At 46.2% G+C, this 23,757-nt stretch carries 19 protein-coding genes; 10 read left to right on the forward strand and 9 right to left on the reverse strand.

What is annotated here, in order from left to right; translation table 11 throughout:
• Window position 1 precedes the first annotated feature (1 nt).
• The 5 genes from ACYVD4_RS31165 to ACYVD4_RS31185 all read right to left on the reverse strand — a co-directional run bounded on the left by ACYVD4_RS31165 (window position 2) and on the right by ACYVD4_RS31185 (window position 5,201).
• A complete protein-coding gene (locus ACYVD4_RS31165) occupies window positions 2–625 on the reverse strand; it encodes a hypothetical protein (protein ID WP_460952279.1) in 624 nt (207 codons plus the stop codon).
• Window positions 626–751: 126 nt separating this feature from the next.
• Window positions 752–1,519: a response regulator gene (locus tag ACYVD4_RS31170; RefSeq protein WP_460952281.1), complete on the reverse strand. Its 768-nt coding sequence runs from the start codon at window positions 1,517–1,519 to the stop codon at window positions 752–754.
• Window positions 1,516–3,276, reverse strand: coding sequence for a sensor histidine kinase (locus tag ACYVD4_RS31175; protein ID WP_460952282.1), 1,761 nt, complete (start codon window positions 3,274–3,276; stop codon window positions 1,516–1,518). The genes ACYVD4_RS31170 and ACYVD4_RS31175 overlap by 4 nt, the downstream gene beginning before the upstream one ends.
• Window positions 3,277–3,980: 704 nt before the next feature.
• Entirely contained in the window at window positions 3,981–4,760 is a 780-nt protein-coding gene (locus ACYVD4_RS31180) for a carboxypeptidase-like regulatory domain-containing protein (protein WP_460952284.1), read from the reverse strand.
• A 105-nt stretch (window positions 4,761–4,865) separates the two neighbouring features.
• Window positions 4,866–5,201 carry a YegP family protein gene (locus ACYVD4_RS31185; RefSeq protein ID WP_460952286.1) on the reverse strand — a complete coding sequence of 112 codons (336 nt, stop codon included), beginning with the start codon at window positions 5,199–5,201 and terminating at the stop codon, window positions 4,866–4,868.
• 156 nt (window positions 5,202–5,357) lie between these two features.
• Between ACYVD4_RS31185 and ACYVD4_RS31190 the strand changes: the two genes are divergently transcribed.
• From ACYVD4_RS31190 to ACYVD4_RS31200, 3 genes are all read left to right on the forward strand, one after another.
• On the forward strand, window positions 5,358–6,368 hold the full coding sequence (locus ACYVD4_RS31190; protein ID WP_460952288.1) for a bile acid:sodium symporter family protein: 1,011 nt from the start codon (window positions 5,358–5,360) through the stop codon (window positions 6,366–6,368).
• 124 nt (window positions 6,369–6,492) lie between these two features.
• Window positions 6,493–6,885, forward strand: coding sequence for a hypothetical protein (locus tag ACYVD4_RS31195; RefSeq protein WP_460952290.1), 393 nt, complete (start codon window positions 6,493–6,495; stop codon window positions 6,883–6,885).
• A 118-nt stretch (window positions 6,886–7,003) separates the two neighbouring features.
• The gene (locus ACYVD4_RS31200) at window positions 7,004–8,389 is read left to right on the forward strand and encodes a GH1 family beta-glucosidase (RefSeq protein WP_460952291.1); all 1,386 of its coding nucleotides are present in this window, start codon (window positions 7,004–7,006) and stop codon (window positions 8,387–8,389) included.
• Window positions 8,390–8,728: 339 nt separating this feature from the next.
• Here ACYVD4_RS31200 and ACYVD4_RS31205 read toward each other — a convergent pair whose 3' ends face one another.
• From ACYVD4_RS31205 to ACYVD4_RS31215, 3 genes are all read right to left on the reverse strand, one after another.
• Complete coding sequence (locus ACYVD4_RS31205; RefSeq protein WP_460952292.1) at window positions 8,729–9,169, reverse strand: hypothetical protein; 441 nt, start codon at window positions 9,167–9,169, stop codon at window positions 8,729–8,731.
• A gap of 240 nt (window positions 9,170–9,409) precedes the next feature.
• Window positions 9,410–9,970 carry an aminoacyl-tRNA hydrolase gene (gene pth, locus ACYVD4_RS31210; RefSeq protein ID WP_460952294.1) on the reverse strand — a complete coding sequence of 187 codons (561 nt, stop codon included), beginning with the start codon at window positions 9,968–9,970 and terminating at the stop codon, window positions 9,410–9,412.
• A gap of 84 nt (window positions 9,971–10,054) precedes the next feature.
• Window positions 10,055–11,920, reverse strand: coding sequence for a T9SS type B sorting domain-containing protein (locus ACYVD4_RS31215; protein WP_460952296.1), 1,866 nt, complete (start codon window positions 11,918–11,920; stop codon window positions 10,055–10,057).
• A gap of 131 nt (window positions 11,921–12,051) precedes the next feature.
• Between ACYVD4_RS31215 and pyrR the strand changes: the two genes are divergently transcribed.
• The 3 genes from pyrR to fdhD all read left to right on the forward strand — a co-directional run bounded on the left by pyrR (window position 12,052) and on the right by fdhD (window position 16,202).
• Window positions 12,052–12,591 (forward strand): bifunctional pyr operon transcriptional regulator/uracil phosphoribosyltransferase PyrR, encoded by a 540-nt coding sequence (pyrR, locus tag ACYVD4_RS31220; RefSeq protein WP_460952298.1) that lies wholly within the window; start codon window positions 12,052–12,054, stop codon window positions 12,589–12,591.
• A gap of 122 nt (window positions 12,592–12,713) precedes the next feature.
• Window positions 12,714–15,287 carry a DUF5686 and carboxypeptidase-like regulatory domain-containing protein gene (locus tag ACYVD4_RS31225; protein WP_460952299.1) on the forward strand — a complete coding sequence of 858 codons (2,574 nt, stop codon included), beginning with the start codon at window positions 12,714–12,716 and terminating at the stop codon, window positions 15,285–15,287.
• A 69-nt stretch (window positions 15,288–15,356) separates the two neighbouring features.
• A complete protein-coding gene (gene fdhD, locus ACYVD4_RS31230; protein ID WP_460952301.1) occupies window positions 15,357–16,202 on the forward strand; it encodes a formate dehydrogenase accessory sulfurtransferase FdhD in 846 nt (281 codons plus the stop codon).
• Window positions 16,203–16,237: 35 nt separating this feature from the next.
• Here the strand turns inward: fdhD and ACYVD4_RS31235 are convergent, their stop codons facing one another.
• Window positions 16,238–17,113: a diacylglycerol/lipid kinase family protein gene (locus ACYVD4_RS31235; protein ID WP_460952302.1), complete on the reverse strand. Its 876-nt coding sequence runs from the start codon at window positions 17,111–17,113 to the stop codon at window positions 16,238–16,240.
• Window positions 17,114–17,161: 48 nt separating this feature from the next.
• Here ACYVD4_RS31235 and ACYVD4_RS31240 point away from each other — a divergent pair, with 48 nt between their 5' ends.
• The 4 genes from ACYVD4_RS31240 to ACYVD4_RS31255 all read left to right on the forward strand — a co-directional run bounded on the left by ACYVD4_RS31240 (window position 17,162) and on the right by ACYVD4_RS31255 (window position 23,755).
• Entirely contained in the window at window positions 17,162–18,226 is a 1,065-nt protein-coding gene (locus tag ACYVD4_RS31240; protein ID WP_460952304.1) for an App1 family protein, read from the forward strand.
• Between the two features lie 232 nt (window positions 18,227–18,458).
• On the forward strand, window positions 18,459–19,979 hold the full coding sequence (locus ACYVD4_RS31245) for a carboxylesterase/lipase family protein (RefSeq protein WP_460952305.1): 1,521 nt from the start codon (window positions 18,459–18,461) through the stop codon (window positions 19,977–19,979).
• Between the two features lie 90 nt (window positions 19,980–20,069).
• Window positions 20,070–21,707 (forward strand): carboxylesterase/lipase family protein, encoded by a 1,638-nt coding sequence (locus ACYVD4_RS31250; RefSeq protein ID WP_460952306.1) that lies wholly within the window; start codon window positions 20,070–20,072, stop codon window positions 21,705–21,707.
• 5 nt (window positions 21,708–21,712) lie between these two features.
• Window positions 21,713–23,755 carry an alpha/beta hydrolase domain-containing protein gene (locus tag ACYVD4_RS31255; RefSeq protein ID WP_460952307.1) on the forward strand — a complete coding sequence of 681 codons (2,043 nt, stop codon included), beginning with the start codon at window positions 21,713–21,715 and terminating at the stop codon, window positions 23,753–23,755.
• Window positions 23,756–23,757 lie beyond the last annotated feature (2 nt).

The raw sequence follows: 23,757 nt of genomic DNA on the forward strand, positions 1-23,757 counted from the left end.
CCTACTTATTGTACGTAAAACTAGTTTGCAAGCTATGTAACTTTTGCCAGACAGTATGTTCTGCAGGTTTCGGTGATAACTCAAACAAAACAGCCGTTCGGTTTTGTTTGGTGCAGTTTGTTACGTGAATTACGCAGTTTAGAATAATGTTTGCCTGAGCCATATAATCAAACATGGCAATTGTGCCACTGTAATATTCTTCTCCGTCAGTATTTTTAGATTTCTTCTTTATATCTACTGTTGTCGACGTTGTTTTTCGGGTCAGGATGTGTCTATCGGCAATATTTCGGTTTACGAGGCCATTATAATAGTCGGTTAGATGTTTCTGTAGGCTACCAGCATTTATCTGTGGGTTTCCTTCGAGCCACCATAAATAGGCGTATGACCAATAATCGGGACTATTCGGTTTTCCCCAGCCCGGTGTAAACCGTAACTCTTCGATGCCTTTATAGGGAATCTGAGGAGCAAAATCGATGGGAATGAGAAAACGCTCTGTTGTCCAGCCAGTAGGAATCGGCAAGGTGTAAGGCGGTGTCCAGGTGTGAATATCAAATTTGCCGGATAGGCTCTGTCCATAAACAGTTAGGCCGATTAGATTTAGTAATGTAATGAATAGGTTTTTCATACTTTTTAGCTGGTTTCAGGCCAAAAGTATGCGCCGTTTCTACGACTCCCGTTTCTGTTAACTTTTATTATGTTTTTTTAACAAATCGCTGATTTTAAGTCAATTCACAACTGTTTAATTAGCGAATCAGGACGTTTTTTCTCGTTTTGATGGCGTTCTGACGATAGCAAACTGTTGCAGAAAATGTTTGTGACTAGTTTCGGGAAATTGTATTGGCGTTTTGCGTCCATATACATAAAACAGCCCTTTATCGATTCGTTCTACATAATCGAGATTTACCAGTAATGAGCGCGATAAACTATAGAAATTACTGGTCGTAAAAAACTGTGCGAGGTATCCCAGATTCATCGAAAAAACCCGTTTCTGTTCATCGTCTATCAAATATATTTCTACATAAACGCGATCGGCAGCTAAATAAAGAACATCGCTTTTTTTAATTTTCACGTAGCCACGTCCCTGATCAACAGGCAAATACAAGCTATCTGACAAAAACGGATCAACCGAGTTTGCTTGTGTAGCCTGATAATTATAATAGGCCAGCTCCACCTGTATTGCTAATTCTTTATGTCGAAAAGGTTTAAGCAAGTATGCCGCTGGACGTGTTTGTTGCGCTCGGGAAATGGTTGGTGATTCTGAATTCCCTGTCAGGTAAATGATGGGTATGGTTTGCAGTGTCAGCAGTCGCTGCGCTATATCGATCCCGTCTTCAGAAGAGTGATCTAAATGAATATCGATCAGGATTAAATCGGGGGTGTTGACACGTACTGAAGTCAGAGCTGCCGATAGATTTCGGGCAATATCGGTTATCAGATGCCCCGCCTTTTCCAGAGTTTCCTTAATATCGTGAGCCGTTACCAGCTCATCTTCAATGACCAGAATTCGTAGCGCTTTCATTGAGTGGTACTTAGTTTAGCTTTTCTCCGAAGCGGAGAAAGAGGAAGTAATGTAAATGCCATTTCGAACTGCACATTTCCGTTGTTTTCGAACCGATACGTGCCAAACAACTGCTCTACCTGCATCTGAATTAGTCGTAAACCAAATGAGCGGGTAGGTACTTCTGCAATAGAAAAACCCGGCCCATTGTCTGCTACGTGCAATTGAAATGTTTTATTGACTAACGTAGCAGAGATTTGTAGCCTCGGTTTTGGGTTATTTTCAAAAGCATATTTACAGGCATTTGTAATTAATTCGTTCACAATCAAACCAATTCGCATGGCATAATCTTCAGACAATACTACTGTAGGTTCGATTTTGTAGACTACCTCCACCTGTTCCAGTTCAAACGCTTTCAACACCATTTCGGCCAGATCTCGTATAAAATCGGCCATATTGACCGTAACCAGATTGTTGCCATCATAAAGTTTACGCTGAAGTAAGCCCATCACTTCGATACGTCGCTGGCTATCTTCTACAGCATTTCTGGAGCGTTCATCATCCAGCCGATTCAACTGTAAACTCAACAGACTGGAAATCAATTGAAGATTATTTTTAACCCGATGATTTTGTTCCTGCACCAAAGCGGCATTTTGTTGACTTAATCGCTGGTTTTTCTGCGAGATTTGGTAGAATGCAATACTTGCGGCTGCTGTGCCCAAGAGCAAAACTGACAAAACGATGAGTAACCAACGTTGGCTCTGCTGGTTTTTCTGGCTCAGTTCTAACTCTCTCCGCTGACTTTTAAGCTCTGCTTCTTTTTTTTCGGTATCATACTCTACCCCAAGTCTCGAAACAGCCCCATTCCGATCTGCCAACATCTCATCACGCTCAAAGCTTCGTACCTCCAGCGACTTGTCGAACGCATTTTTCCAGTCTTGTTTTTGCTGGTAATACTGCATATAGGTTCGGGCTAAGCCCCGATCAAGAGCAAATTCTCTTATTTTCAGCGACTTATACAGTTCATTTGCATTCTTCAATAATGGGTAAGCTTTATCGGGCTGATTAAACTGCAAATAGGTAAGTGCCAGTTGCTGAGTAATAGACGCCTGATTTGCCTTGTGCTTGAGCGCAGTATAGATTTTTAAGGCAATCTGATAGTAATAAAATGTTCGTGGATTTCGCTGGAATCCGTAAACTTTACCCAGTGTATTGCTTACGCCCGCAATACTCAGCGAATCGTTTAGCCGATAAGCGATTCGCTCCCCTTCTTTACAGTAATAAAACAGGCTGTCCTGAAGTGGATGTTTTCGGTTGATGCTTAAACTATCATAACAAACCATTACGTATACTTCGCTCATAGATTGGTAAGCTGACAGGAGTGCTTTGGGCGTACTGATTCGTGCATAAGCAATTGACTGACGGGCAAACTCCAGTGATTTAACTTCATCGGCCTGTTCGCGCTCCATCCATGACAACCAAATATAAATTCGGCTGACCTTATCAAATTTATGTTTTCCTTCAACAATACGTAGCGATTTTATGAAGTAGTCTTTCGCAGTCAGATAGTCTCGGGCGGCTATGTGTATTTTACCATACAGATAATATGCTTCGGCCATGAGCAACGTATCATTCTTCGTAATTGCTTCCTGCTCAACTTCTTTTGCATAGGCCAATTTGTCGGGCTGAAGGGGTAAACCTATTCCACGTTGAGCGTTCGTTATCTGGGCTAAACACAGAAGGCAAAAGAGCAGAAAAAAAGTAGAGTGCGTTCTCATCAAACACAATACAGAAGCCCGGTTAGAATAAGGAAGGAAGCGGTAAAAGAAAGCTTTACCGTATCCAAATACGGCATAAACCCTGACTTTTCACGTCAATAGTACATAGAAATATCACATTTATTTTCGCCTGATTTTTTTTTCATTCTTTTCGCCACATAGCTGTTACCTCAGCTAGTTCGACTGGAATATAGGCATCCATAGTCGATACGTACAGGCTTGCAAATAACCTGTCTACACGTTGCTATGACTTAGCCGATTGGAAGGAATAATACCTATTTCGGAAAGAAAAAAACCGAATTGGGCAGTTTAACAAACACCACATTTGAAATATGAGTAGACTTGAATTATTTATCAATACGGCTTTCCGGTTCTATCCACACCGTTTTTATTAATGATTTCCTTTAACTGTTTCGTTAACATGAGACATTTTTATCTTCTTAATTTTGTTTACTAAAAACGATAGCATAAATGACTTTTTGAGACACTATTTATCTATCATGTAATCGACTCTGAATTAACGTAGTCAGCCCTTGTCGACAAAAGATAAGTTAGGAAATCAGATTCCCTGTCTCCTAACTGATGATATTGGGTGGTGATGTTGAAGGGAAATTGATTAGACTGCCCGAAGAATGGTTTGTCGGGTAATAGCCAAAGCCTTTTGGGGTGCGCTTCGACCTTGGAAACGCTACGTTACGTGTTCACTAAAAAATACTACGCCACAATCGTTTCAAAAGAGAGGGTTTACGAACAATACATATTCCTCCACCAACCATGATTGGCCCAGCCTTGGATTCATGCACCATAATTGTGCCTAAACTAATTACTGGATTTGCTGGGTTACCAGTAAACGTGCTACGTTTAAAGAGTCCACTTCTTGACGATATAAAGAGACGAAATTCGGTAGTATCCTGAGTTGCATCAAACTCGAGCAGAAAGGCTCCTGTACTATCCGTTTGGGTTGTCCAGCTATATCGCTGATTACCAACCAATATGTTGGCTTGTGATACAGGCGTTTGGTTACCAGTAGAATCTTCCAGTAGTACTCGCCCCGAAACGGTCCAGTGCGTCGTTATTTCGCTTGGCCTATTCTCCTTAAAGTTTGATACTATTGGCTCAATAACTGTCGGCTTTGGACGTAGCGAATCCTGAACAGATGGGTTGTATTTTGGTCTGGTTTGCGCCTGAGCAGTTTGCCAACCCAACAGGCTTATAGTCATTACGTTTACCCATCTACTCCAACGCGACGTAGTATGGGGGCTGGCTTTTATGCTACGTTGAAGTTGCTCCGGTCGAAAACGCCCGCACAACGATAGTGTTGCCGTATGATCACGAAATGCCTGTATTAACTGAGCATCCGAAAAATTACTGTAGTCAACAACCGTTTTTTGACAGTTCGCGCAAAACCGACCACATCCATCAGGCTGCATGGTTTCCCACGATTCGGCACAAGGTTCTGGAATTTGAATACTAAATCGGTTCATAGTTAACGGATCATTTCATTGTGCTGGTTATATCAGCTTTAATTCCATATGGCCGGTTTGCTCTTCAACAAACCCAACCATATGAAATTAAAGCCGAACCTACCCTTATGCGCCTGTTTCATCGACAACACTGGCATCCGGTGCGTTCCGTTTCACCGAATCAATACCATTATCCCGGCCAGCTTCTGATTCATACATCTGACTGGAGCCAATTATCTGACCGTTTCCCGCTTTCAGATTGAAATAAAACTTGCCGTTTTTTGCTTCTTTACGGTCATATTTCCCGTCATCTTCCGCATTTTTACGCACCGATTCAATACCATTGTCGCAGCCAGCCCGGGCGCTATAGCCTTCGCTGGTTAGAATCACCTGCCCATTATCGGCTTTGAGGTTAAATTGAAACTCGCCGTTGGTCCGAGTCGATACAACAAACTTGCCCATGTGTGATTTGGATTTAGGTTGACACTCATTTAGTTACAGGACAATTATACAAATTTGTTATTTAAGATACCTACTAAATGACGGTTTTTATAAATACCAACCATTCAACGAGTTACACAGATTTTTTATCTCTGGCATTTAGCTCATCAAGAAGTTATGACAAAAACATCGTTTAGTACTTTTCTGGCACGTGCCGGACTCGACTGGTTTATTCTGGCTTTGCTCGCCATGATTGGTTTAGCCAAAATTTGGCCATCTCCCGGCATTCAGGAAGGACCTTTTTCCCTATCGTCGATAGCTAACTACGGTGTTTCGCTTATTTTTTTCTTTTATGGTCTCAAACTCAACTTTGCTCAACTGCGCAAAGGGCTACGTAATTATCGGCTCCACCTGCTTATTCACCTAACTACATTTGTGCTCTTTCCGGCTCTTGTTCTGCCCATGCGAGCCATTTTCAAAACACCCGACACCGATATTCTATGGTTGGGCATTTTCTACGTAGCAGTCTTACCATCAACCGTTTCGTCGTCAGTCGTTATGGTATCTATTGCCGGAGGGAATATGCCAGCGGCCATTTTCAACGCTAGTATTTCCAGCCTGATTGGGGTATTTATTACGCCTGTCTGGATGAGTTTTTTACTAACCGACACAACCGGAAATTACGATTTAACCAACGTAATCGGTAAGCTAACGCTTCAGGTCATCGTGCCTGTTATACTTGGTCTGCTATTAAACAAACAACTCGGCTGGTTTGCGGCCCGTCATAAGACATCGCTACGTTATTTCGACCAGATTACCATATTGCTCATTGTTTATACGGCATTTTGTGAGTCATTCACGTTACGTTCCTTCGAGAAAATTTCGCTTGGTGACCTGCTATGGCTGGCGGGCCTGATGCTCTTACTTTTCTTTCTGGTATTCGGTCTGATTACCCTCTTTAGTCGATTACTTGGTTTTAACCGGGAAGATCGGGTTACGGCCTTATTCTGCGGTTCTAAAAAATCACTAATACAGGGTACAGTTATGGCTAACGTATTGTTTCCGGGCAATATGGCTGGAGTTGCCTTGCTGCCGATTATGCTTTATCATGCTCTCCAGCTAATTGTAGCCAGCATTCTGGCACAAGCTATGGCACGCCGAAAGCAGGACGATACGAAAACCATTTAAACGCAAGTTAGCTGGACTCGGCACCCCAAAACGGGCATTCAGCCAGATAGGGCCATAAGTCGATTAAACGTAGTGAATGGATTGGTCTCTAAGAATCATAAAACCTTAAAAACACAATCTGATCATGAAAACGACCATCATTGCAGCCCTGACTTTCTTCACCTTATCTACTGGTGCTTCTTTCGCTCAACGCGTATTTTCAAAACCTTTCGACAACCGCGCTCCACAATATGGTGGTGCCCAATACGACCGCGACCAGTATCAGGATGAGCTGAAAATCGACAGAATCGACGCTATTGTCAATCTGTCGCGCCGTCAGGAAAAACAGTTACACAAAATCGAAGATAATTACGATCGTATCCAGCAAACGTCGCGCATGACACCTGCCGGACTTCGTGATCTTCAACTCCGCAAACGTCAGGATATGTTAGCCGTTCTGACGTCGGCCCAACGCGACCGTCTGTTTGCAACCCAACAGCCTAATCGCTACAATGGTCCTTATGGCCGCCGTGGCTAATCGACACATAACGTAGTAAAAGACCATCCCCGAATCGGTATGTTAAATTATCGTTTCGGGGATAGTCTTTTTCGATCAACCAGCTACTTTTGCCCGAATTAGCCAGAAAACTAACGTATTGATTAACGACGTAGTAACTCCAACGTTTCCGCTCACGTTTAATCGTGCTGACTTCGGCGATAATTTTATCTGGGGAACCGCCACAGCCGCCTATCAGATTGAAGGAGCTGTTGACCGCGATGGCCGTACGCCCTGTGTCTGGGATACATTCAGTCGGCAAAAGGGACGTATCAAAACAGGTGAAACCGCCGATATTGCTTGTGAATTTTATGATCGGTATGAATCAGACCTAAAACTTCATAAAGCATTAGGACTCACTACATTCCGCTTCTCATTATCCTGGTCACGAATTTTACCGGATGGCATTGGGCCAGCTCATGGAGGACGTATCAACGAAGCGGGACTGGCTTTCTATGACCGACTTATAGACTGTTGTCTGGAACTGGGTATCACCCCCTGGATAACCCTTTATCATTGGGATTTGCCGCAAGCGCTTGAAAATCTGGGCGGCTGGCCCAATCGAAAAATAGTAGACTGGTTTGCCGACTTCGCCGACGTTTGCACCAAAGCGTATGGGCATAAAGTAAAACATTGGATTATTCTGAACGAACCGCTGGCGTTTTCGGTGCTGGGTTATTTCACAGGCCAGCATGCGCCGGGTCGGCGGAGTTTTCGGAGCTTGTTGCCTGTTATTCACCATACTACGTTGGCACAGGCCGAAGGCGGACGTGTCGTTCGACGTAACGTACCGGATGCGCAGGTTGGCACTACGTTCTCCTGTTCCCCCATCGACCCGTTTACTTCCCGAGATCAGGCAGCGGCTAACCGGGTCGACGCCCTAATGAATCGATTGTTTATCGAGCCAGCTCTTGGTATGGGCTATCCTGTCAAGGAACTACCATTTCTGGGCGGAATTGCCAAAAAAGTAGCCAAACCCGGCGACATGGAACGGCTGGTGTTCGATTTCGATTTTATCGGCTTACAACACTATTTTCGGGCGGTTGTTGAGCAGTCTTATTTCATGCCTTATTTGTGGGCAGCTCAGGTATCACCCCTCCGACGTAACGTAACGACCATTACCGAGATGGGCTGGGAAGTTTATCCCGAAAGTATATACCGGGTTATTCAGCAGTTTAGTCAGTATGAAGGTATTCGAAAATTGCTCATTACCGAAAGCGGTGCCGCTTTTTTTGACTCGGTTGAGCGAGGTATGGTCAACGATGTAGCCCGACTAACGTATCATCAGCGCTATCTCGAACAGGTTTTACGGGCAAAACGCGACGGTTTTCCGGTAGAAGGTTATTTTGCCTGGACGTTTTTAGACAATTTCGAATGGGCAGAAGGATTTCGCCCTCGATTCGGGCTGGTCTATGTTGACTTTCGCACCCAGCAACGTATTGTTAAGGCATCAGGCAAATGGTTTCAGCAGTTACTGACAGCCTGACAGACATTTAAGTGCTGAATACTTGTTCTGATCTATAAATTAAGGAGCAGATCAGGTGATGGGTTTGCGCTACGTTAGTAATTCATACTACATCTGTAGTAGCAAAAAATCAAGTCATTTTTCTAAATAGTACCGTTTCTTCTATATCAGGAGGTACCTACTTATTCGGTATTGCAAATAGAGCAGAATTCAGGTAATCTATAAAAAAGATAAGGTTCTCCGATCTTAGCAGAGAACCTTATACTGACTATTCCTAAACCCTTAACCTTTTCTACATGAAAAACTAACTTTTACTCTTTTCTGTTCCAAATACCGACGTAAATCGGTATTTATTTCAGACTACTGAATCTCAAGCGTTTCGCTCATTGAGCTATCTACACTCCAGATGAAATTGATCATCCGTGAGGTGTGATTCACTTGATTCATCCAGCGACTGGCTGCAGCATCTTTCTGACTAGCCAATTTATTCGTTACCTGAGCAACGGCTTCGTTGAACTTTGTCCGATCGGCAGTGCTGATAGTCAGCAGACCAGCCGGATTTTGATTATACAACGAGACTACGCTCATAAAGTTTTGCCAATTGGTATTGTGCGCAAACTTGGCGATACGCTGTTCTACATAGGCAGTTAACTGCTTTTGTGAACCATTGACAAGTAAGGCACTTGCCGGCTTGGTGGCTGCCGGGCTATCATCATTGCTGGTGGTGGTAGCCGCGTCTGCCTGAGAAATCGCTAACCCTAATCCAAGAATCAACGATGCAAAGATAACACGCGTTTTCATTGTTTTGTTATATTATGTTCTGATTATTGAACGCACAAATGTCTATAGAAATTCATAAATCACAAAACGTCTTATGTGTCCATGTCAGAATTTTATTCCGAATTTCGTGCTGTCTTTATGCCTGAAAACCACCATTTTCGATACAAAAACAACCCTAACAAAATAATATTCTACATAAACATTTGTTAACACGCATAAAATATGGCTTAAAATAATTCAAAAATTCTTTAAAAAGTTATATCATTGATTGTAATTATTCATGGCCGTCTGTATTCCCAAAGTACAAAAAGTGAGAGCAGCATCTCCAGTCCTGTCTAAATAGTCAGGCAATTGAATCATTTCGTCTTCCGGAAACTGTCCTAGCACAAAATCTACCTGCCGACCTTTCGAGAAATTACTGCCAATTCCGACCCGTAAACGCGCATATTCCTGCGTGCCCAAAACCTCATCAATGTTCCGTAATCCATTATGCCCACCCGGCGAACCTTTGGGCTTCAATCGTAATTTACCAAACGGTAGATCTTTATCGTCAGTAACTACCAGCAGATTCTCAACCGGAATATTCTCCTGCTTTAAATAATACTGTACAGCCCGGCCGCTCAGGTTCATGAACGTAGTAGGTTTTACAAAAAACAGTTGTTTTCCTTTATACTGCCATTTAGCTGTATATGCCAGCCGGGTCATTGAAAAAGAGAAGTCATGTTGAGCCGCCAGTCGATCAAGTACCATAAAGCCGGCATTGTGGCGCGTCAATGCGTATTCAGGGCCAATATTTCCCAGGCCAACAATTAAAAATTTCATACGTAATTCAGTCTACAGACACTGCACGGTTTAAGCGGAACGGTCTATTCCAGCAGTTTTCGCCCAAAATTACTGTATCGCTGGCTAATGTCCGTGCAAAAGGGTAATCGCCTGACGATAAGTCGACGTAGTACCGTCGGGAAACTGACAGTCCAGCCGATACACATACGTACCTTCGGGAGCCGCTTGCCCGTTAAGTTGCCCATCCCACAGCACTTCGCCACTTGTCAGCGGAAAATTAGTTCGGTTATATAACACGGAACCCCAGCGATCATAAACTGTAAAAGCGGCAATCTGAAGCGATGGAAAAACGAAATGAGCCGCCAATACGTCGTTTTTCTGGTCAGCATTCGGCGAAAACGCTGTAGGCAGATGAACACGATTAGCGCAATCTGTCGGAATCATGACCGACTGTGTCAATACACAATTATTTTCATCTCGCATGGTCAGTGTATACACACCACCACTGAGTGTTGAAAATGATTCTGTTCGTTGAAACTGCTGCCCATCAATCGAATATTCGACAATACTTGCATTTAAATTGGGGGCGATAGTCATCGATCCATTCTTCAACCCACATCCTTCATTGGTTATCTGAACCTCCACTAACTGAGGGCCTTTACTTGGGGCTACTGCAACCGATTGATTCAGCATACACCCCATACTATCACGCGCAACCAGCGTATACGCACCGGAAGTTAATTTGGTGAATGTATTATTTGGCTGAAAATTTTGACCGTCGATACTATATTGAATTATACCTTTTCCTCCTGTCGCTCGCATTGTTGCTTCTCCGTTTGGCTTACCACACGTTGTTGGTAAGGTAGAGGTATTCAAAACAGACATGGGTTGCCACGTTGGCAGACTAATAGTGCGATTTGCTTCACAACCAGCCGCATCTCGTACCTGAACGGTATAATTGCCGCCCGCTAACTGGGTAAAACTGGGCGAATTTTGATACGTAATGCCCCCATCGATAGAATACATTATCGGAGCTTTCCCGCCCGTAATCGCTACGTTCACCGAGCCATTTGCAGTTGCACATTTGGGGGGAGAACTTACCAGATTGCTGATTGTCGGCCCCGCATCTGTAGAAACCGTAACCTGCTGCGATGCCTGACAACCAGCCGCATCCTTAACAACTACCGTGTATGAACCGGGAGCCAATCCCGAAAATTGAGGTGTGTTTTGAAAACTTCCGTTATTCAGTTTATACTGCCATCCTGTAGCTCCTACAGATGCTACGTTAACTGAGCCGCTACTCTGATTGCAGCCCGAATTAGTCGCTGTAGCGGTGAATGTAGGCTCAATGATCTCAATTTTAATAGGTACCGGCGGGCTTTCGTTCTGATAAAGCGTTTGGGTAATGTAGAACGTAGTGGTTTGTGTAATTGACGGGCTATACGTATTTCCCCTCGTCAGCATCCGGGTTTTGTTTTGAGAAGAATACCAGCGGATGTCTTTACCGGTAACAACCAGATTTACAGGGACTCCCTTGCAGAATTTTGCGCCTGACTTAAGCACGATTCGGTACAACTCAACCCGCCCGCTGCCAGCTTCTGTACAGGTGGTCTGATTCGTAATATTTTCGTAGGTTCCGATCAGACTTTCGTTTGTTGCGTTATACGTCATACTGCCCCGCCAGTAACAAATATCTTTCGTTTCTGTGCTACCGTTCTGATTGGCCTCGCTGAACGTAACAGTTGTTCCATTCACCTGCCCCGTTACGTACGCAACGCCCCCAAACGGAACATTTGGATTGGCCGTCTGAGCTGTTCCACCTAACGCTTGTCCATTTTGCGTCAGGTTCATGGTATAATTAAAAATTTCCTGATTAGGGTTGGTCGGGTACGTTACTCCCAACCAATAGCCAGCTACGTCCTGTGCTTGGCTTTCCGAAACCACTACGACAAACAGACTCAGGATGCTACACGTAATCACTCGCTTCATACCGCATATAGTTCTGGTTCTCTGGTCAAAACTACAAACTGGGTATACCCATCACAATACTGCATTTGTATGATTTAGTGAGTGGTCATGATTAATTGTTTATTCTCTTTTTTTGCACTTATTTTTACTCCATGAACCAACAACGACTGATTCTGTCCAGTCCATTACTTGAGATTGTGATTAGCCGACTGACGCAGCAACTGATTGAAAATCACCAGGATTTTGCGGATACCGTACTGCTAGGCATGCAACCAAGGGGAATTTATTTTGCCGAACGTGTGGGGCGAGAGCTTAACCGAACGCTTGGCTACTCAGTACCATTAGGCTATCTGGACGCTACGTTCTATCGTGACGACTTTCGCCGTCGCGATTCTCCGCTACGTGCAAATACAACCCATGTGCCGTTTATTATTGAGAACAAGCGGGTAATCCTGATCGACGACGTACTGGCCACCGGGCGTATGGTACGTGCCGCTCTCGATGCCATGACCGCTTTTGGAAGACCTCGAAAAGTTGAACTGTTGGTGCTCGTTGACCGACGCTACAACCGAGATTTACCTATAAAGCCCGACTATACAGGCAAGCGGGTAAATACGCTTGAATCACAGCGAGTACTGGTCGAGTGGACCGAACAGGGTGCCGATGCAGACCGAATCTGGCTCGTAGGATAAAGGTTATTATACACTCCACACCAAATGATTGACAGTTAGGGATTTATTTATTCCACTTTAAGCCCTTTTTAATCCAATAGGCTAAGTATTTTCCCTATATTCGCTGTCTGGAAATACCTAAAATGAGACCTCTTTATCAGCTACTTGTTACTTTCCTTCTTTTAATTTCAGTTAGTATCAATGGATTTAGTCAGGGACAAACGACCTATACCGTAACGGGTCTTGTTACTGATGCCAATTCCGGCGACCCAATTCCGTTTGCCAGTGTGGCTCTTGTAGGCCGTAAAAACGGTACGTTAACCGACGAACGAGGGCGTTATACACTGACAGTAAAGCTCCTTTCCGACTCGTTGGCAGTCAGCTCTATGGGGTATAAAACCCTCCGTAAGTTTATCGACAAAGAACGTCCATCGCAGGCAGTCGATTTCAAATTGACTTCGGCGGGCACTGCCCTACAGGAAGTTACCGTTCGGGCGGGAGAAAATCCAGCCTGGCGCGTACTACGTCAGTTACGAAAGAATCGTACCATCAACGACCGTAGTCGATTGTCGGCTTATGAATATGACAGTTACGTTAAAACCGACATTGCGTTAAGCCACGTAACAGACCGGATGCGGAAAAACCCACTCATCAAGAAAATCAATCAGGCCATGAGCAAGCATGATTCGATTATTGATGACGAAGGACATCGGTTGCTGCCCTTGCTGGCTTCTGAATCAGTTTCCCGTTATTACTACCGCGCCAATCCGTCGCGCAAGCGGGAAGATATCCGCAAAACACGTATCAGAGGAGTAGCCGTTGATGATGCCGGACTAAGTTCGCAATTACTGGGCGGAACAAATCTGGTGAACCAGAATTTCTACGACAACTATATTCCTATTCTGGGCAAAGATTTTGCATCGCCCGTTGGTGATAACTGGAAAAACTGGTACGAATTCTATCTGGCCGATACGACCCAGATTGGCGATCACATTTGTTACGAAATTCAATTCGACCCCAAACGTCCTGAAGATTTGGTATTTACCGGCAAAGCCTGGGTCGACACCACTACGTTTGCCCTCTGTCAGATTGAAACCAAAATTGGGAAAGGAGCCAATCTGAACTACGTAAAAGACTTAACTATCGAGCAGGAACTAGAAACCACTATCGATTCCAGTGCCAGTACGTCGGCAACGGCAGGCTGGTTACCAGTTACCATACGCCTGTCGGCCAATTTAACCGGCGTCGGAAAACAGTCGCTTGGCTTGCGGGCAAACGTAGTGCTTCATAACAGCAACGTAACCGTCAATCGGCCGAAACCGATTCTGTTTTACGAACAACCAATTGAACCCAGCGACACAGCGGCAACGGAAAACGATGCGTATTGGCACAGCGTCCAAAAAAATCTGGCTGGTGAAGATTCGCTGAATAAGGAGGATCTGAAAACCCGCGAAATTATTAGCAAACTTAGGGCGGTACCTGCCGTAAAGGCCGCCGAAGGAGTTGGGCAGGTGCTAATTACGGGCTTTCTTAAGTGTGGACCAATCGATCTGGGCCCTTACCCGTATCTGTTTGCGGTAAACAGCATTGAAGGTCTACGGACACGTATCGGTTTCCGGACAAACGAAACCTTCAGTAAAAACTGGATTTTCCGGGGATATCTGGCCTACGGTACGCTCGACAATAAGTTTAAATATGGTGGCGAAATCAACTATTTATTCTCGCGGCAGCACTGGACAATAGCTGGTGTTACTATCACTCGGGATCTGGAGCGGCTGGGACTTACCCCTGAACTTATTGGCGGCAACCGTATTTTCTACGCACTGAGTCGTTTCGGTCGATATAGAGGTACTTACGAAAATTTCCAAAAAGAGGCTTTCTTTAAAACTGAACCCATTCGAGGTATTTTACTGACGGCTACCATTGGAAGTAAGTCGTTCGAGCCGATGTTTCCATTCCATTACAAGGAAAATCCTGATATGGGAGATTCCTCGCCGTTACGTTCCGACATTTATGACGCGTACTGGTCTATCGAAGCCCGGCTGGCCCGTAAAGAAAAATACCTGATGGATGGTAACGAACGTATTACATTAGGTACCAAACGTGCGCCCGTTCTGACTATTCGATACACGCATGGCGCAAAATCATTGGGCGGCCAATTTGATTATGACCGTATTACGATGCGTGCCCAGCAATCACTACGTATCGGTGTACTAGGCCGAATGAACTACCTGTTATCGGCAGGTTACACACCCTCTACGTTACCGGCTCCCCTGCTTTTCCCGCATATTGGTAACCCCACTCCGCTGCTCACCACCAATACGTTCAACCGGATGCAGTATTATGAGTTTGTGAGTAATCAGTTTGTTGCGTTACATGTGCAGCACCGTTTCGAAGGCTTGTTATTCAACCGATTACCCGGCATTCGGAAACTAAACTGGCGATTGATTGCCAACTTCGACGCGCTATGGGGAAGTCAATCGAAAGCAAATCGCTCTCTTGAATCGGCGCAACCGTTGCCAAATGGTGCCCGTTCTATACGCTTCGGCGCTCTTGATCCCGACAGACCTTACATGGAAGTGGGGTACGGTATCGACAACATTTTCAAGCTGATTCGGATTCAGGCTATTCACCGGCTGAATTACCTCAATAACGGCCTGAATGGTTTGCCAACCGACTCCTTTGCCCTAAAAGCTTCAGCAACTGTCAGCTTCTAGTTCTTCAAAAAACAAGTGCTACGTAACTTTCTGTACGTAGCACTTGTTTTTTGGGAAACAGTCTATTCTATGTCGCTAGTTGCCCCGGTTACAATTCAGAAAATTATCGGCGAAACCTTAACCGAAACGCCCGATTTACTAGCCGTTGAAGAACCGCTCGAAATCCGACTAGGCTTTGGCCCTACGGCTGAGCGGCAACAACGCTCCGTATCGGTCACGATGCGCACACCGGGCGAAGCAACGGGACGTAACGATGAAGAACTGGCGCTTGGATTTTTATTCACAGAAGGAATTATCCAGCAATCAACCGATGTCATTTCCTGTCGGCATTGTGTTCAGGATTCCCAAAAAGCAGGCAATGTTATCCGCGTCGAACTTCACCCAGATGTTGATGTAGATTGGTCGCGACTGACACGTAATACCTTTACGTCATCGAGTTGCGGCTTGTGTGGCAAGGCCACTATTGAAGCTGTTACGTCGCTAACAGCCGGGCCTGTTACGTCTGATTTTACACTTCCCGCTACGTTACTTCATTCCCTTCCCGAACGTATCCGGGCAACGCAACGCGCTTTTGCTTATACAGGCGGAATTCATGCGGCTGCCCTTTTCAACGCCGATGGTGAAATACTCCTGATTCGGGAAGATATAGGCCGCCATAACGCACTCGACAAACTAATCGGAGCTTCTTTCTGGCAAAATAAACTTCCGATTTCGCAGACAGGCGTGTTTCTGAGCGGCCGGATTGGGGTTGAGTTGGTTCAGAAAAGCTGGATGGCTGGCATACCATTTATAGCCGCTGTGGGGGCTCCGTCAAGTCTGGCCGTACAAATGGCCAAAGAAGCCGGTATTACCTTAGCAGGCTTTGTCCGCGACCAACGGTTTAACATTTACAGCGAACCGCAGCGGGTAAACTAGCAGAGGGCATGGGCCGCTACCCCCTGCCCTCTCCCCTACGCGCCTTTTGGCACGAGCATCGTCAGCGCACCCGGTTTAATTGCAGCTTTTAACGACGTAATACGTCCTCGATATTCGCCATCAATCTGAAAATAAGCGCGTCGGTGGGTTTCGATGTTGACCGACGTAGCGGGAAGAATTTCGATTTTCTTAGGATCGAAGGGCTGAAAACGCCAGAAAAGTTTCAGAATTTCTATAAATGACAACCGCCGAAAAATAACCACTTCAAACTGGCCATCCGACAGATCACCGTCGGGATTGATGACGGCTCCTGTGCCATACATCCGGGCATTGGCCAACACCACCATAAACGCTACCCGCGATACACACGTATCACCAACATTGATGGATACCCGTATCAGTCGCCGTTTTTTTAGTACGTTGACAACACTCCTCAGATAGCCCAGTTTACCCCGAAGATTGTTTTTTTCGTAATGTTTTACCAGTTGCGCATTCATACCAATATCGCCCAGATGCAGACAGATATCGTTGTCGTTTACGAGAATTAGATCAACCTTTTTTTCAACTCCTTCGGTCAATACCGCCAGACTCGCTTCAGCATCGGGCGGAATACCCAACTCCCGCGCCATGCCATTGGCCGAGCCAGCAGGCAACACACCTAACGTAACACCAGACGTATCGAGCAACTGTTCGGCAACAATTTTGAGCGTACCATCGCCACCAACAGCTACGACGCAATCGGGTTTATACTGATCTATTTGCTGACGTATCGTTTCCGCATCGGTTTTGCCGTCGAGATGAAAAAGGTGTGTTTTATGAGGCAGGCTGGCGAAATGTGTTTTGATAGCATCTTCCCAGGTTGTTTTAGTTGTGCCCCCCGAAACCGGATTAATGGCGAATAAAAATGTCAACTTCTGCGCGTTTAAAAAGTTATACAGGACGTGTATCGATTGTGAATTATGGGAACCAGCGAATCGCCTTCTGTTGATAAACTAAAAAAAAGCGTAAAGGATAGATTACGTCATAATTTCTTAACGTGGCTGCGCCTGACCGACAGACCCGTAGTAAAATTGTACCGGGGTTTTGGGAATAATAACAGCCTGACCGTTCATGGGAGTGTTTTACGTAGAAGCGCATTACCCCGAAAAACGTATCGTAATAATTTCTTTCTGAATCTGTTCGGACTGCTACGTCTGTTTTTGGTTCGACCGTATCCGCACGCTACCATTCGCGTACTGGCAAACGGTAAAATGGCAGAAACGCAATCAGATACGGATGGGTATTTCCGGGTCGACGTACCGCTCTCGCAGCCTTTAGACTGCGGATGGCATGATGTTCGGGCACAGCTACTGGCTGAATCGTCAGACAGTATTCGCGATGAAGCAGAAGGACAGGTACTGGTTCCACAGCAAACCGAATTTGGCTGTATATCCGATATCGACGATACGTTTCTGGTCTCGCATTCGGCTACAATTCTCAAACGATTGAAAGTATTGCTTACCCGAAACGCTTACAGTCGGCAACCGTTTGAAGGTGTTGTAGCGCATTATCAGCTTCTGGCCGAAGCCAACAGCGGCACGGCAACCAACCCATTTTTCTATGTATCGAGCAGCGAATGGAATCTGTACGATTATATTCTCGCCTTTTCAAAAAAGAATGGGCTACCTAAAGGTGTTTACCTGCTCAGTCCGTTGAAACAACTATCGGAGGTTTTAAAAACGGGGCAAGGCAAACACATGACCAAATTTGCGCGAATCGTGCGGATTCTGGAAGCTTATCCGAATCAACGTTTTATTCTGCTCGGCGATGATACCCAGGAAGATCCAACTATTTACGCGTCGCTGGTGAAACATTTTTCGCAACGAATTGTATGCGTCTATATTCGGCAGGTTCACGGCAAAAACGAACCCAAAACCCGCGATATATTGCGAGAAATTGAATTAAAGGGGATTCCCTGCTGCTACTTTGCGCACAGTGCCGACGCCCGCCAGCATTCACTCCAACTTGGTCTGGTTGCTACATAGCAAACGTTCACGCTAAACCTTATTTCAATACATCGACGTAGCGATTTATAAGTAAGATTTGATACGTATCCCTTTAGTATATGAAGCTTTCGAGCAAATCCGGTTTTCTCTAACCCCAGAAACCGAACGTCGAAAAGCGGACTCAACGAGAACATAAACGTATTGATTCTTAACTCATTTTTACGTCTTCTTATTCGTGAAAACGTCAATATCTGCTCTTTTTTTCGCCCTTATGGCCCTACTGAGTTTACCTGCTTATAAAGCTACCAGCAACCTATCAGAGCCGATACGTATCGAGGGCGGGCTGATTTCTGGTACGTCTAACAAAACAGGTGATATTCAGATTTTCAAAGGAATTCCGTTTGCTGCTCCGCCCGTCGGGCCACTACGTTGGCAGGCTCCTCAACCGGTTAAACCCTGGACGGGCGTTCGTAAATGTGCTACGTTCGGCGCAAGTCCGATGCAGGGAAATCCGGCTCCATTTGGCCCGTGGAGTGCCGAATACCTCATTCCGAAAGAACCCATTAGCGAAGATTGTTTATACCTCAATGTCTGGTCAGGTGCCAAATCAGCTTCTGAAAAACGGCCCGTACTGGTCTGGATTTATGGCGGTGGTTTCAACAGTGGCGGCAGCGGCTGTGCTATTTATGATGGCGAAGCAACAGCGAAAAAGGGAATCATCTTTGTCAGCATCAATTACCGGGTTGGCCCATTTGGTTTCTTCGCCCATCCTGAACTGACCAAAGAATCAGGACGTAACGCATCCGGAAATTATGGGCTGATGGATCAGGTAGCCGCGCTCCGGTGGGTGAAGAAAAATATTGCCGCTTTCGGGGGCGATCCCAGCAACGTAACGATTGCCGGTCAATCGGCAGGGTCGATGAGCGTGAATTGTATGGTCGCAACACCGCTGGCTAAGGGCTTGTTTACGAAAGCGATTGCCCAGAGCGGAGCGAGCTTTGCAAATCCTTACCCTAGCCTTCAGCAAGCCGAAGAAACGGGGCTGAAAATGGCCCAGTCGCTGGGAGCGTCGTCGCTGGCCGAACTACGTGCCAAACCAGCCGAGGAAATTCTAAAAAAAGCGCAGGGACGCGGCCCCATCATCGACGGCTACGTATTACCCCAATCGGTTGCCGATATTTTTGCGGCTGGACATGAAAACAACGTAACGTTATTGACCGGCTGGAATCAGGATGAAGGCATGTCGTTTGGGCCGCCCAAAAATGCAGAGGATTTTCGCAAGCAGATTCAGCAACAGTACGGTGACAAAGCGGAGAATTTACTTAAATTCTATCCAGCCACTACCGACGATGAAGCGGCCATTTCGCAGCGAAATCTTTCGCGTGATATGATCTTTGGTGCGCAGAATTATACCTGGGCCAACATCCAGAGCCAGAAAGGTAAAAAAGTATACGTATATCGGTTTACCCGCAAAATTCCCGCAACGGGTGAATACGCCAAATATGGTGCTTTTCATACGGGCGAAGTGCCTTACGCATATGATAATCTGGCATCTATCGACCGAACGCTACGTCCACTCGAACCAGCCGACGAAACGCTTGCCCGTGCCATATCGGGTTACTGGGCCAATTTTATCAAAACGGGCAACCCAAACGGTAACGGCTTACCCCAATGGCCTGCTTACGCCGTGGCCAATAAACAAATCATGCTCCTCGGCGACAAAACTACATCAGCCCCCATGTCTGACAGCCCAGCGCTGGATTTTCTGTTCAGCACCTTGCGGAAACGATAATTTTGAGGTCGGGCCAAGCTCTGTTTGGCCTGTATTTTAATTGAGTAAGGGCCAAACAGAGCTTGGCTCGGCCTTAGCAATTCTAAACCTATGAAAACCAATGTAACACTACTCATTCTATCCATCATCATAGTCCCTTTGCTAGCCATTGGACAAACGCAAAAAACACCTGCTACGTCGCTCGTAACGGGCAAAGATGTTGCCGTTGTCTCAACCGAATCTGGAAAAGTTCGGGGGTATATTCACAACGCTGTTTATACGTACAAAGGCATTCCGTACGCCAAAGCTGAGCGATTCATGGCTCCCACCAAACCCGACTCCTGGACGGGCGTACGGAGTTCGCTGACGTATGGCCCCGTTTGCCCACTCATGGACCCTACTACGTCGGTTATGGATGAATCGGAGTTTGTTTTTCACCACGACTGGGGCTTTCCGAACGAAGATTGTCTGCGCTTAAATATCTGGTCGCCGGGGATAAATGATACAAAAAAACGCCCTGTAATGGTGTGGCTACACGGTGGCGGTCATACGGCCGGCTCATCGCAGGAATTGCCTTCCTACGATGGCGAAAACATCAGCAAAAAAGGCGACGTAGTACTCGTTTCGATCAATCATCGGCTGAATATTCTTGGCTTTCTCGACTTATCGGCCTACGGCGAAAAATATAAATCGTCGTCCAACACCAGCGTTATGGATATGGTGGCAGCTCTGCAATGGGTAAAAGCCAATATTTCTAGCTTCGGGGGTGATCCAAACAACGTAGCGATTTTTGGCCAGTCGGGTGGTGGCGGTAAGGTCAATACGTTGCTATATACGCCGTCGGCCAAAGGCCTCTTTCAAAAAGCTATTATTCAGAGTGGTGGATTAGGATTAAGTTTTCACGATCAGGCGCTTACAAAACGCGTAGGTGCCGCCGTGCTGGATGAATTGGGATTAAAAGCTGACCAAATCGACGAGATTCAGAAAGTACCCTTTGCTACGTTGGCGGCTGCGGGGAAAAAAGCGGTTTATAAAGTTCAGGAACAGGCTAGAACCGAAGGCAAATCATTCACATTTCTGGGTTTGTCGTGGGGGCCAACGCTCGACGGAAGTTTTCTACCATATCAACCAACTGACCCAACGGCTCAATCCATTTCAAGCACAGTTCCACTCCTGATTGGCTCTACGAAAAATGAATTCATGGCGTCGCTACGTCTGCCCGACAGCAACGCGCTGACACTGGACGAAGCCAAATCTATGTTGCAAAAACAGTATGGCGATAAGACCGACGCGTTTATTGCCGCACTGAAAAAAGCGTATCCAAACGATACAAAACCATCTGACCTAATCGACGTAGACGGCATGTTCCGACGTAGCGCCATTAAAATGGCCGACATAAAAGCAACCTCCCCGGCCCCGGTTTATATGTACCTGTTCACGTATCAATCACCTGTGTTGGATGGACGATACAAGGCGGTTCATTGCAGCGAAATTCCGTTTGTGTTCAACAACATTGCCCGTTGTGAAGAGATGACCGGAGGTACCAAAGCCGCTTATACGCTGGCCGATAAAGTGAGCCAATCCTTTGTGAATTTTGCCCGAACCGGAAATCCAAACCACAAAGGTTTACCCAACTGGCAAAAATACACGCCTGCCAACGGAGCAACCATGCTCTTCGATAATCAGTGCACGGAAACGTATCACCACGACAAAGAAGCCCTCGCCATCGGACCACAGGTATCGCTTTAAACCGCATGAAACGATTCCAGAATTATCAGGCATTCTACCTACTGGTGTTCGCCATGCTCATTTCGTCCATAGCGCAGGCACGTATCGTACGGATGGTTGTTACCCGAACAGAGCCCTACGCCAATGGGCGAACGTTTGGAAACGCGGGTACGTATGAACGCGTATTTGGTCAGGCGTATGGTGAAGTTGATCCAAAACTGGCGCAGAATAAAATCATACAGGATGTACAACTGGCTCCCAGAAACGCGCGGGGCATGGTTGAATACGTATCGGAATTTATTCTGCTACGTCCTACCGACCTCAGCAAAAGTAACGGCCTGTTGTTTTTGAGCCTGCCCAATCGAGGCAATGTTTTCCCAGCCGATACGTCGTTGCTGAAGCGTGGCTACGTGTATTTGTGGAGCGCTTGGCAGGGTGATGTACTACCGGGCGATACGTATCCGGGAAGTCCGCGCTTAACGATAAAAGTTCCGGTTGCGACCGACAATGGCAAGGAAATCACGGGAAAGATTCGGGCTGAATTTCAGGTCGTAACGCCGGCAAAAACACAAAACCTAAGCAGCGGTCCTTTCAGTGGTCTGTCGCATCACAGCTACGAAACGGTAAGCCTCAATAATGCGGGACTGGTGCTAACCAAACGCGTTCACGAAGCCGACCAACGTCAGCCCATTCCGAACAGCGACTGGGCTTTTTCGGATTGTAAGGACGTAGCGTTTCCCGGAAAACCAAGCACCACGCAGCTATCAATCAAGGACGGTTTCGATCCGAATTATATTTATGAACTGGTTTATACGGCCAAAAATCCGTTGGTACTTGGTTTGGGGTTTGCCGCCATTCGCGACGTAGCATCGTTTCTACGAAATAGCCGAACCGATGAAGCCAATAACCAAAACCCGCTCGTGTCGACAGGTTCACAGACGATTCCTGTTCGGGCGGCTATTATGCAGGGCGTATCGCAGTGCAGTAATTTCACCCGAACTTTTTTGCAGTTAGGCTTTAATCAGGATGAAAGTGGCAAACGGGTTTTCGACGGCATTAACGCCCACATTGCTACCCGTCGCATCTCCCTGAACGTTCGTTTTGGTCGGCCGGGTGGTGGCGGCCTTCAACGCGAAGATCATCTGTTTCCGAGCAATGAACCGCCCTTTACATGGCAGGTTACCAAAGACCCGATTTCGGGTATAACGGGCGGCATTCTCGAAAACTGCTCACCGCTGGGCAACTGTCCCAAAATCATGCAAACGCTTAGTTCGTCGGAATATCGGCAGATTCGGGCATCGCTACCCACCACCGATCCATCGGGCAAAAAAGACCTGCCCATTCCCGACAACGTCCGCATTTACCTGATTGCCGGTACACAGCACTCGCCCAATGGAGCACCCGATCCAACCAGCGGTTTTCAGATGAACGATAACCCTACGACACCAACGCTACGTACGCTGCTGATTGCACTGGAGAAATGGGTTCTGGCCGATAAACTCCCTCCGAAAAGCGTTTACCCAACCCTGCAAGCCAAAACGCTGGTGCTTCCCGATCAGAAAAATGTAGGCTGGCCAGCTATTCCGGGTGTACCTTACAATGGTCAGTTCAACAACGTACCGCTGCTCGATTATGGCCCAACCTACGACATGCACCACGTAACAGGTGTGGTCTCGCACGAACCGCCGAACGTAGTGAAAGCCAATGTTTATGCGGTGCTGGTTCCAAAGGTCGATCAGGATGGTAATGAAGTTGCCGGAATACGTAACACGGCTATGCGGGCACCGCTTGGTACGTATACGGGCTGGGCAGTACGTAAACCGGGCTACGGTGAAGGTGATCTGGCATCGCTCAACGGTATGTTTATTCCCTTCAAAAAGACCAAAGCCGAACGTATCGCCGTAGGTGACCCGCGTCTGTCACTCGAGGAACGGTATGGTTCGCACGATAGCTACGTAGCAGCCGTTCGGAAAGCAACCACCGATCTCGTCAGCGAAGGGTTTTTACTGCCCGAAGATGCACAGGCCGAAATTGAGAAAGCGCAGAAAAGTACTATCCTGAAAAAATAACG

It is taken from the genome of Spirosoma daeguense (genome assembly GCF_054776875.1).

Coding starts and splice junctions, on each gene's coding strand:
- ACYVD4_RS31255 (WP_460952307.1), top strand. CDS start 21,713: ATGAAACGATTCCAGAATTATCAGGCATTCTACCTACTGGTGTTCGCC.
- ACYVD4_RS31165 (WP_460952279.1), bottom strand. CDS start 625: ATGAAAAACCTATTCATTACATTACTAAATCTAATCGGCCTAACTGTT.
- pyrR (WP_460952298.1), top strand. CDS start 12,052: ATGAACCAACAACGACTGATTCTGTCCAGTCCATTACTTGAGATTGTG.
- ACYVD4_RS31250 (WP_460952306.1), top strand. CDS start 20,070: ATGAAAACCAATGTAACACTACTCATTCTATCCATCATCATAGTCCCT.
- ACYVD4_RS31190 (WP_460952288.1), top strand. CDS start 5,358: ATGACAAAAACATCGTTTAGTACTTTTCTGGCACGTGCCGGACTCGAC.
- ACYVD4_RS31205 (WP_460952292.1), bottom strand. CDS start 9,169: ATGAAAACGCGTGTTATCTTTGCATCGTTGATTCTTGGATTAGGGTTA.
- fdhD (WP_460952301.1), top strand. CDS start 15,357: ATGTCGCTAGTTGCCCCGGTTACAATTCAGAAAATTATCGGCGAAACC.
- ACYVD4_RS31170 (WP_460952281.1), bottom strand. CDS start 1,519: ATGAAAGCGCTACGAATTCTGGTCATTGAAGATGAGCTGGTAACGGCT.
- ACYVD4_RS31195 (WP_460952290.1), top strand. CDS start 6,493: ATGAAAACGACCATCATTGCAGCCCTGACTTTCTTCACCTTATCTACT.
- ACYVD4_RS31240 (WP_460952304.1), top strand. CDS start 17,162: ATGGGAACCAGCGAATCGCCTTCTGTTGATAAACTAAAAAAAAGCGTA.
- ACYVD4_RS31245 (WP_460952305.1), top strand. CDS start 18,459: ATGGCCCTACTGAGTTTACCTGCTTATAAAGCTACCAGCAACCTATCA.
- ACYVD4_RS31175 (WP_460952282.1), bottom strand. CDS start 3,276: ATGAGAACGCACTCTACTTTTTTTCTGCTCTTTTGCCTTCTGTGTTTA.
- pth (WP_460952294.1), bottom strand. CDS start 9,970: ATGAAATTTTTAATTGTTGGCCTGGGAAATATTGGCCCTGAATACGCA.
- ACYVD4_RS31225 (WP_460952299.1), top strand. CDS start 12,714: ATGAGACCTCTTTATCAGCTACTTGTTACTTTCCTTCTTTTAATTTCA.
- ACYVD4_RS31180 (WP_460952284.1), bottom strand. CDS start 4,760: ATGAACCGATTTAGTATTCAAATTCCAGAACCTTGTGCCGAATCGTGG.
- ACYVD4_RS31185 (WP_460952286.1), bottom strand. CDS start 5,201: ATGGGCAAGTTTGTTGTATCGACTCGGACCAACGGCGAGTTTCAATTT.
- ACYVD4_RS31215 (WP_460952296.1), bottom strand. CDS start 11,920: ATGAAGCGAGTGATTACGTGTAGCATCCTGAGTCTGTTTGTCGTAGTG.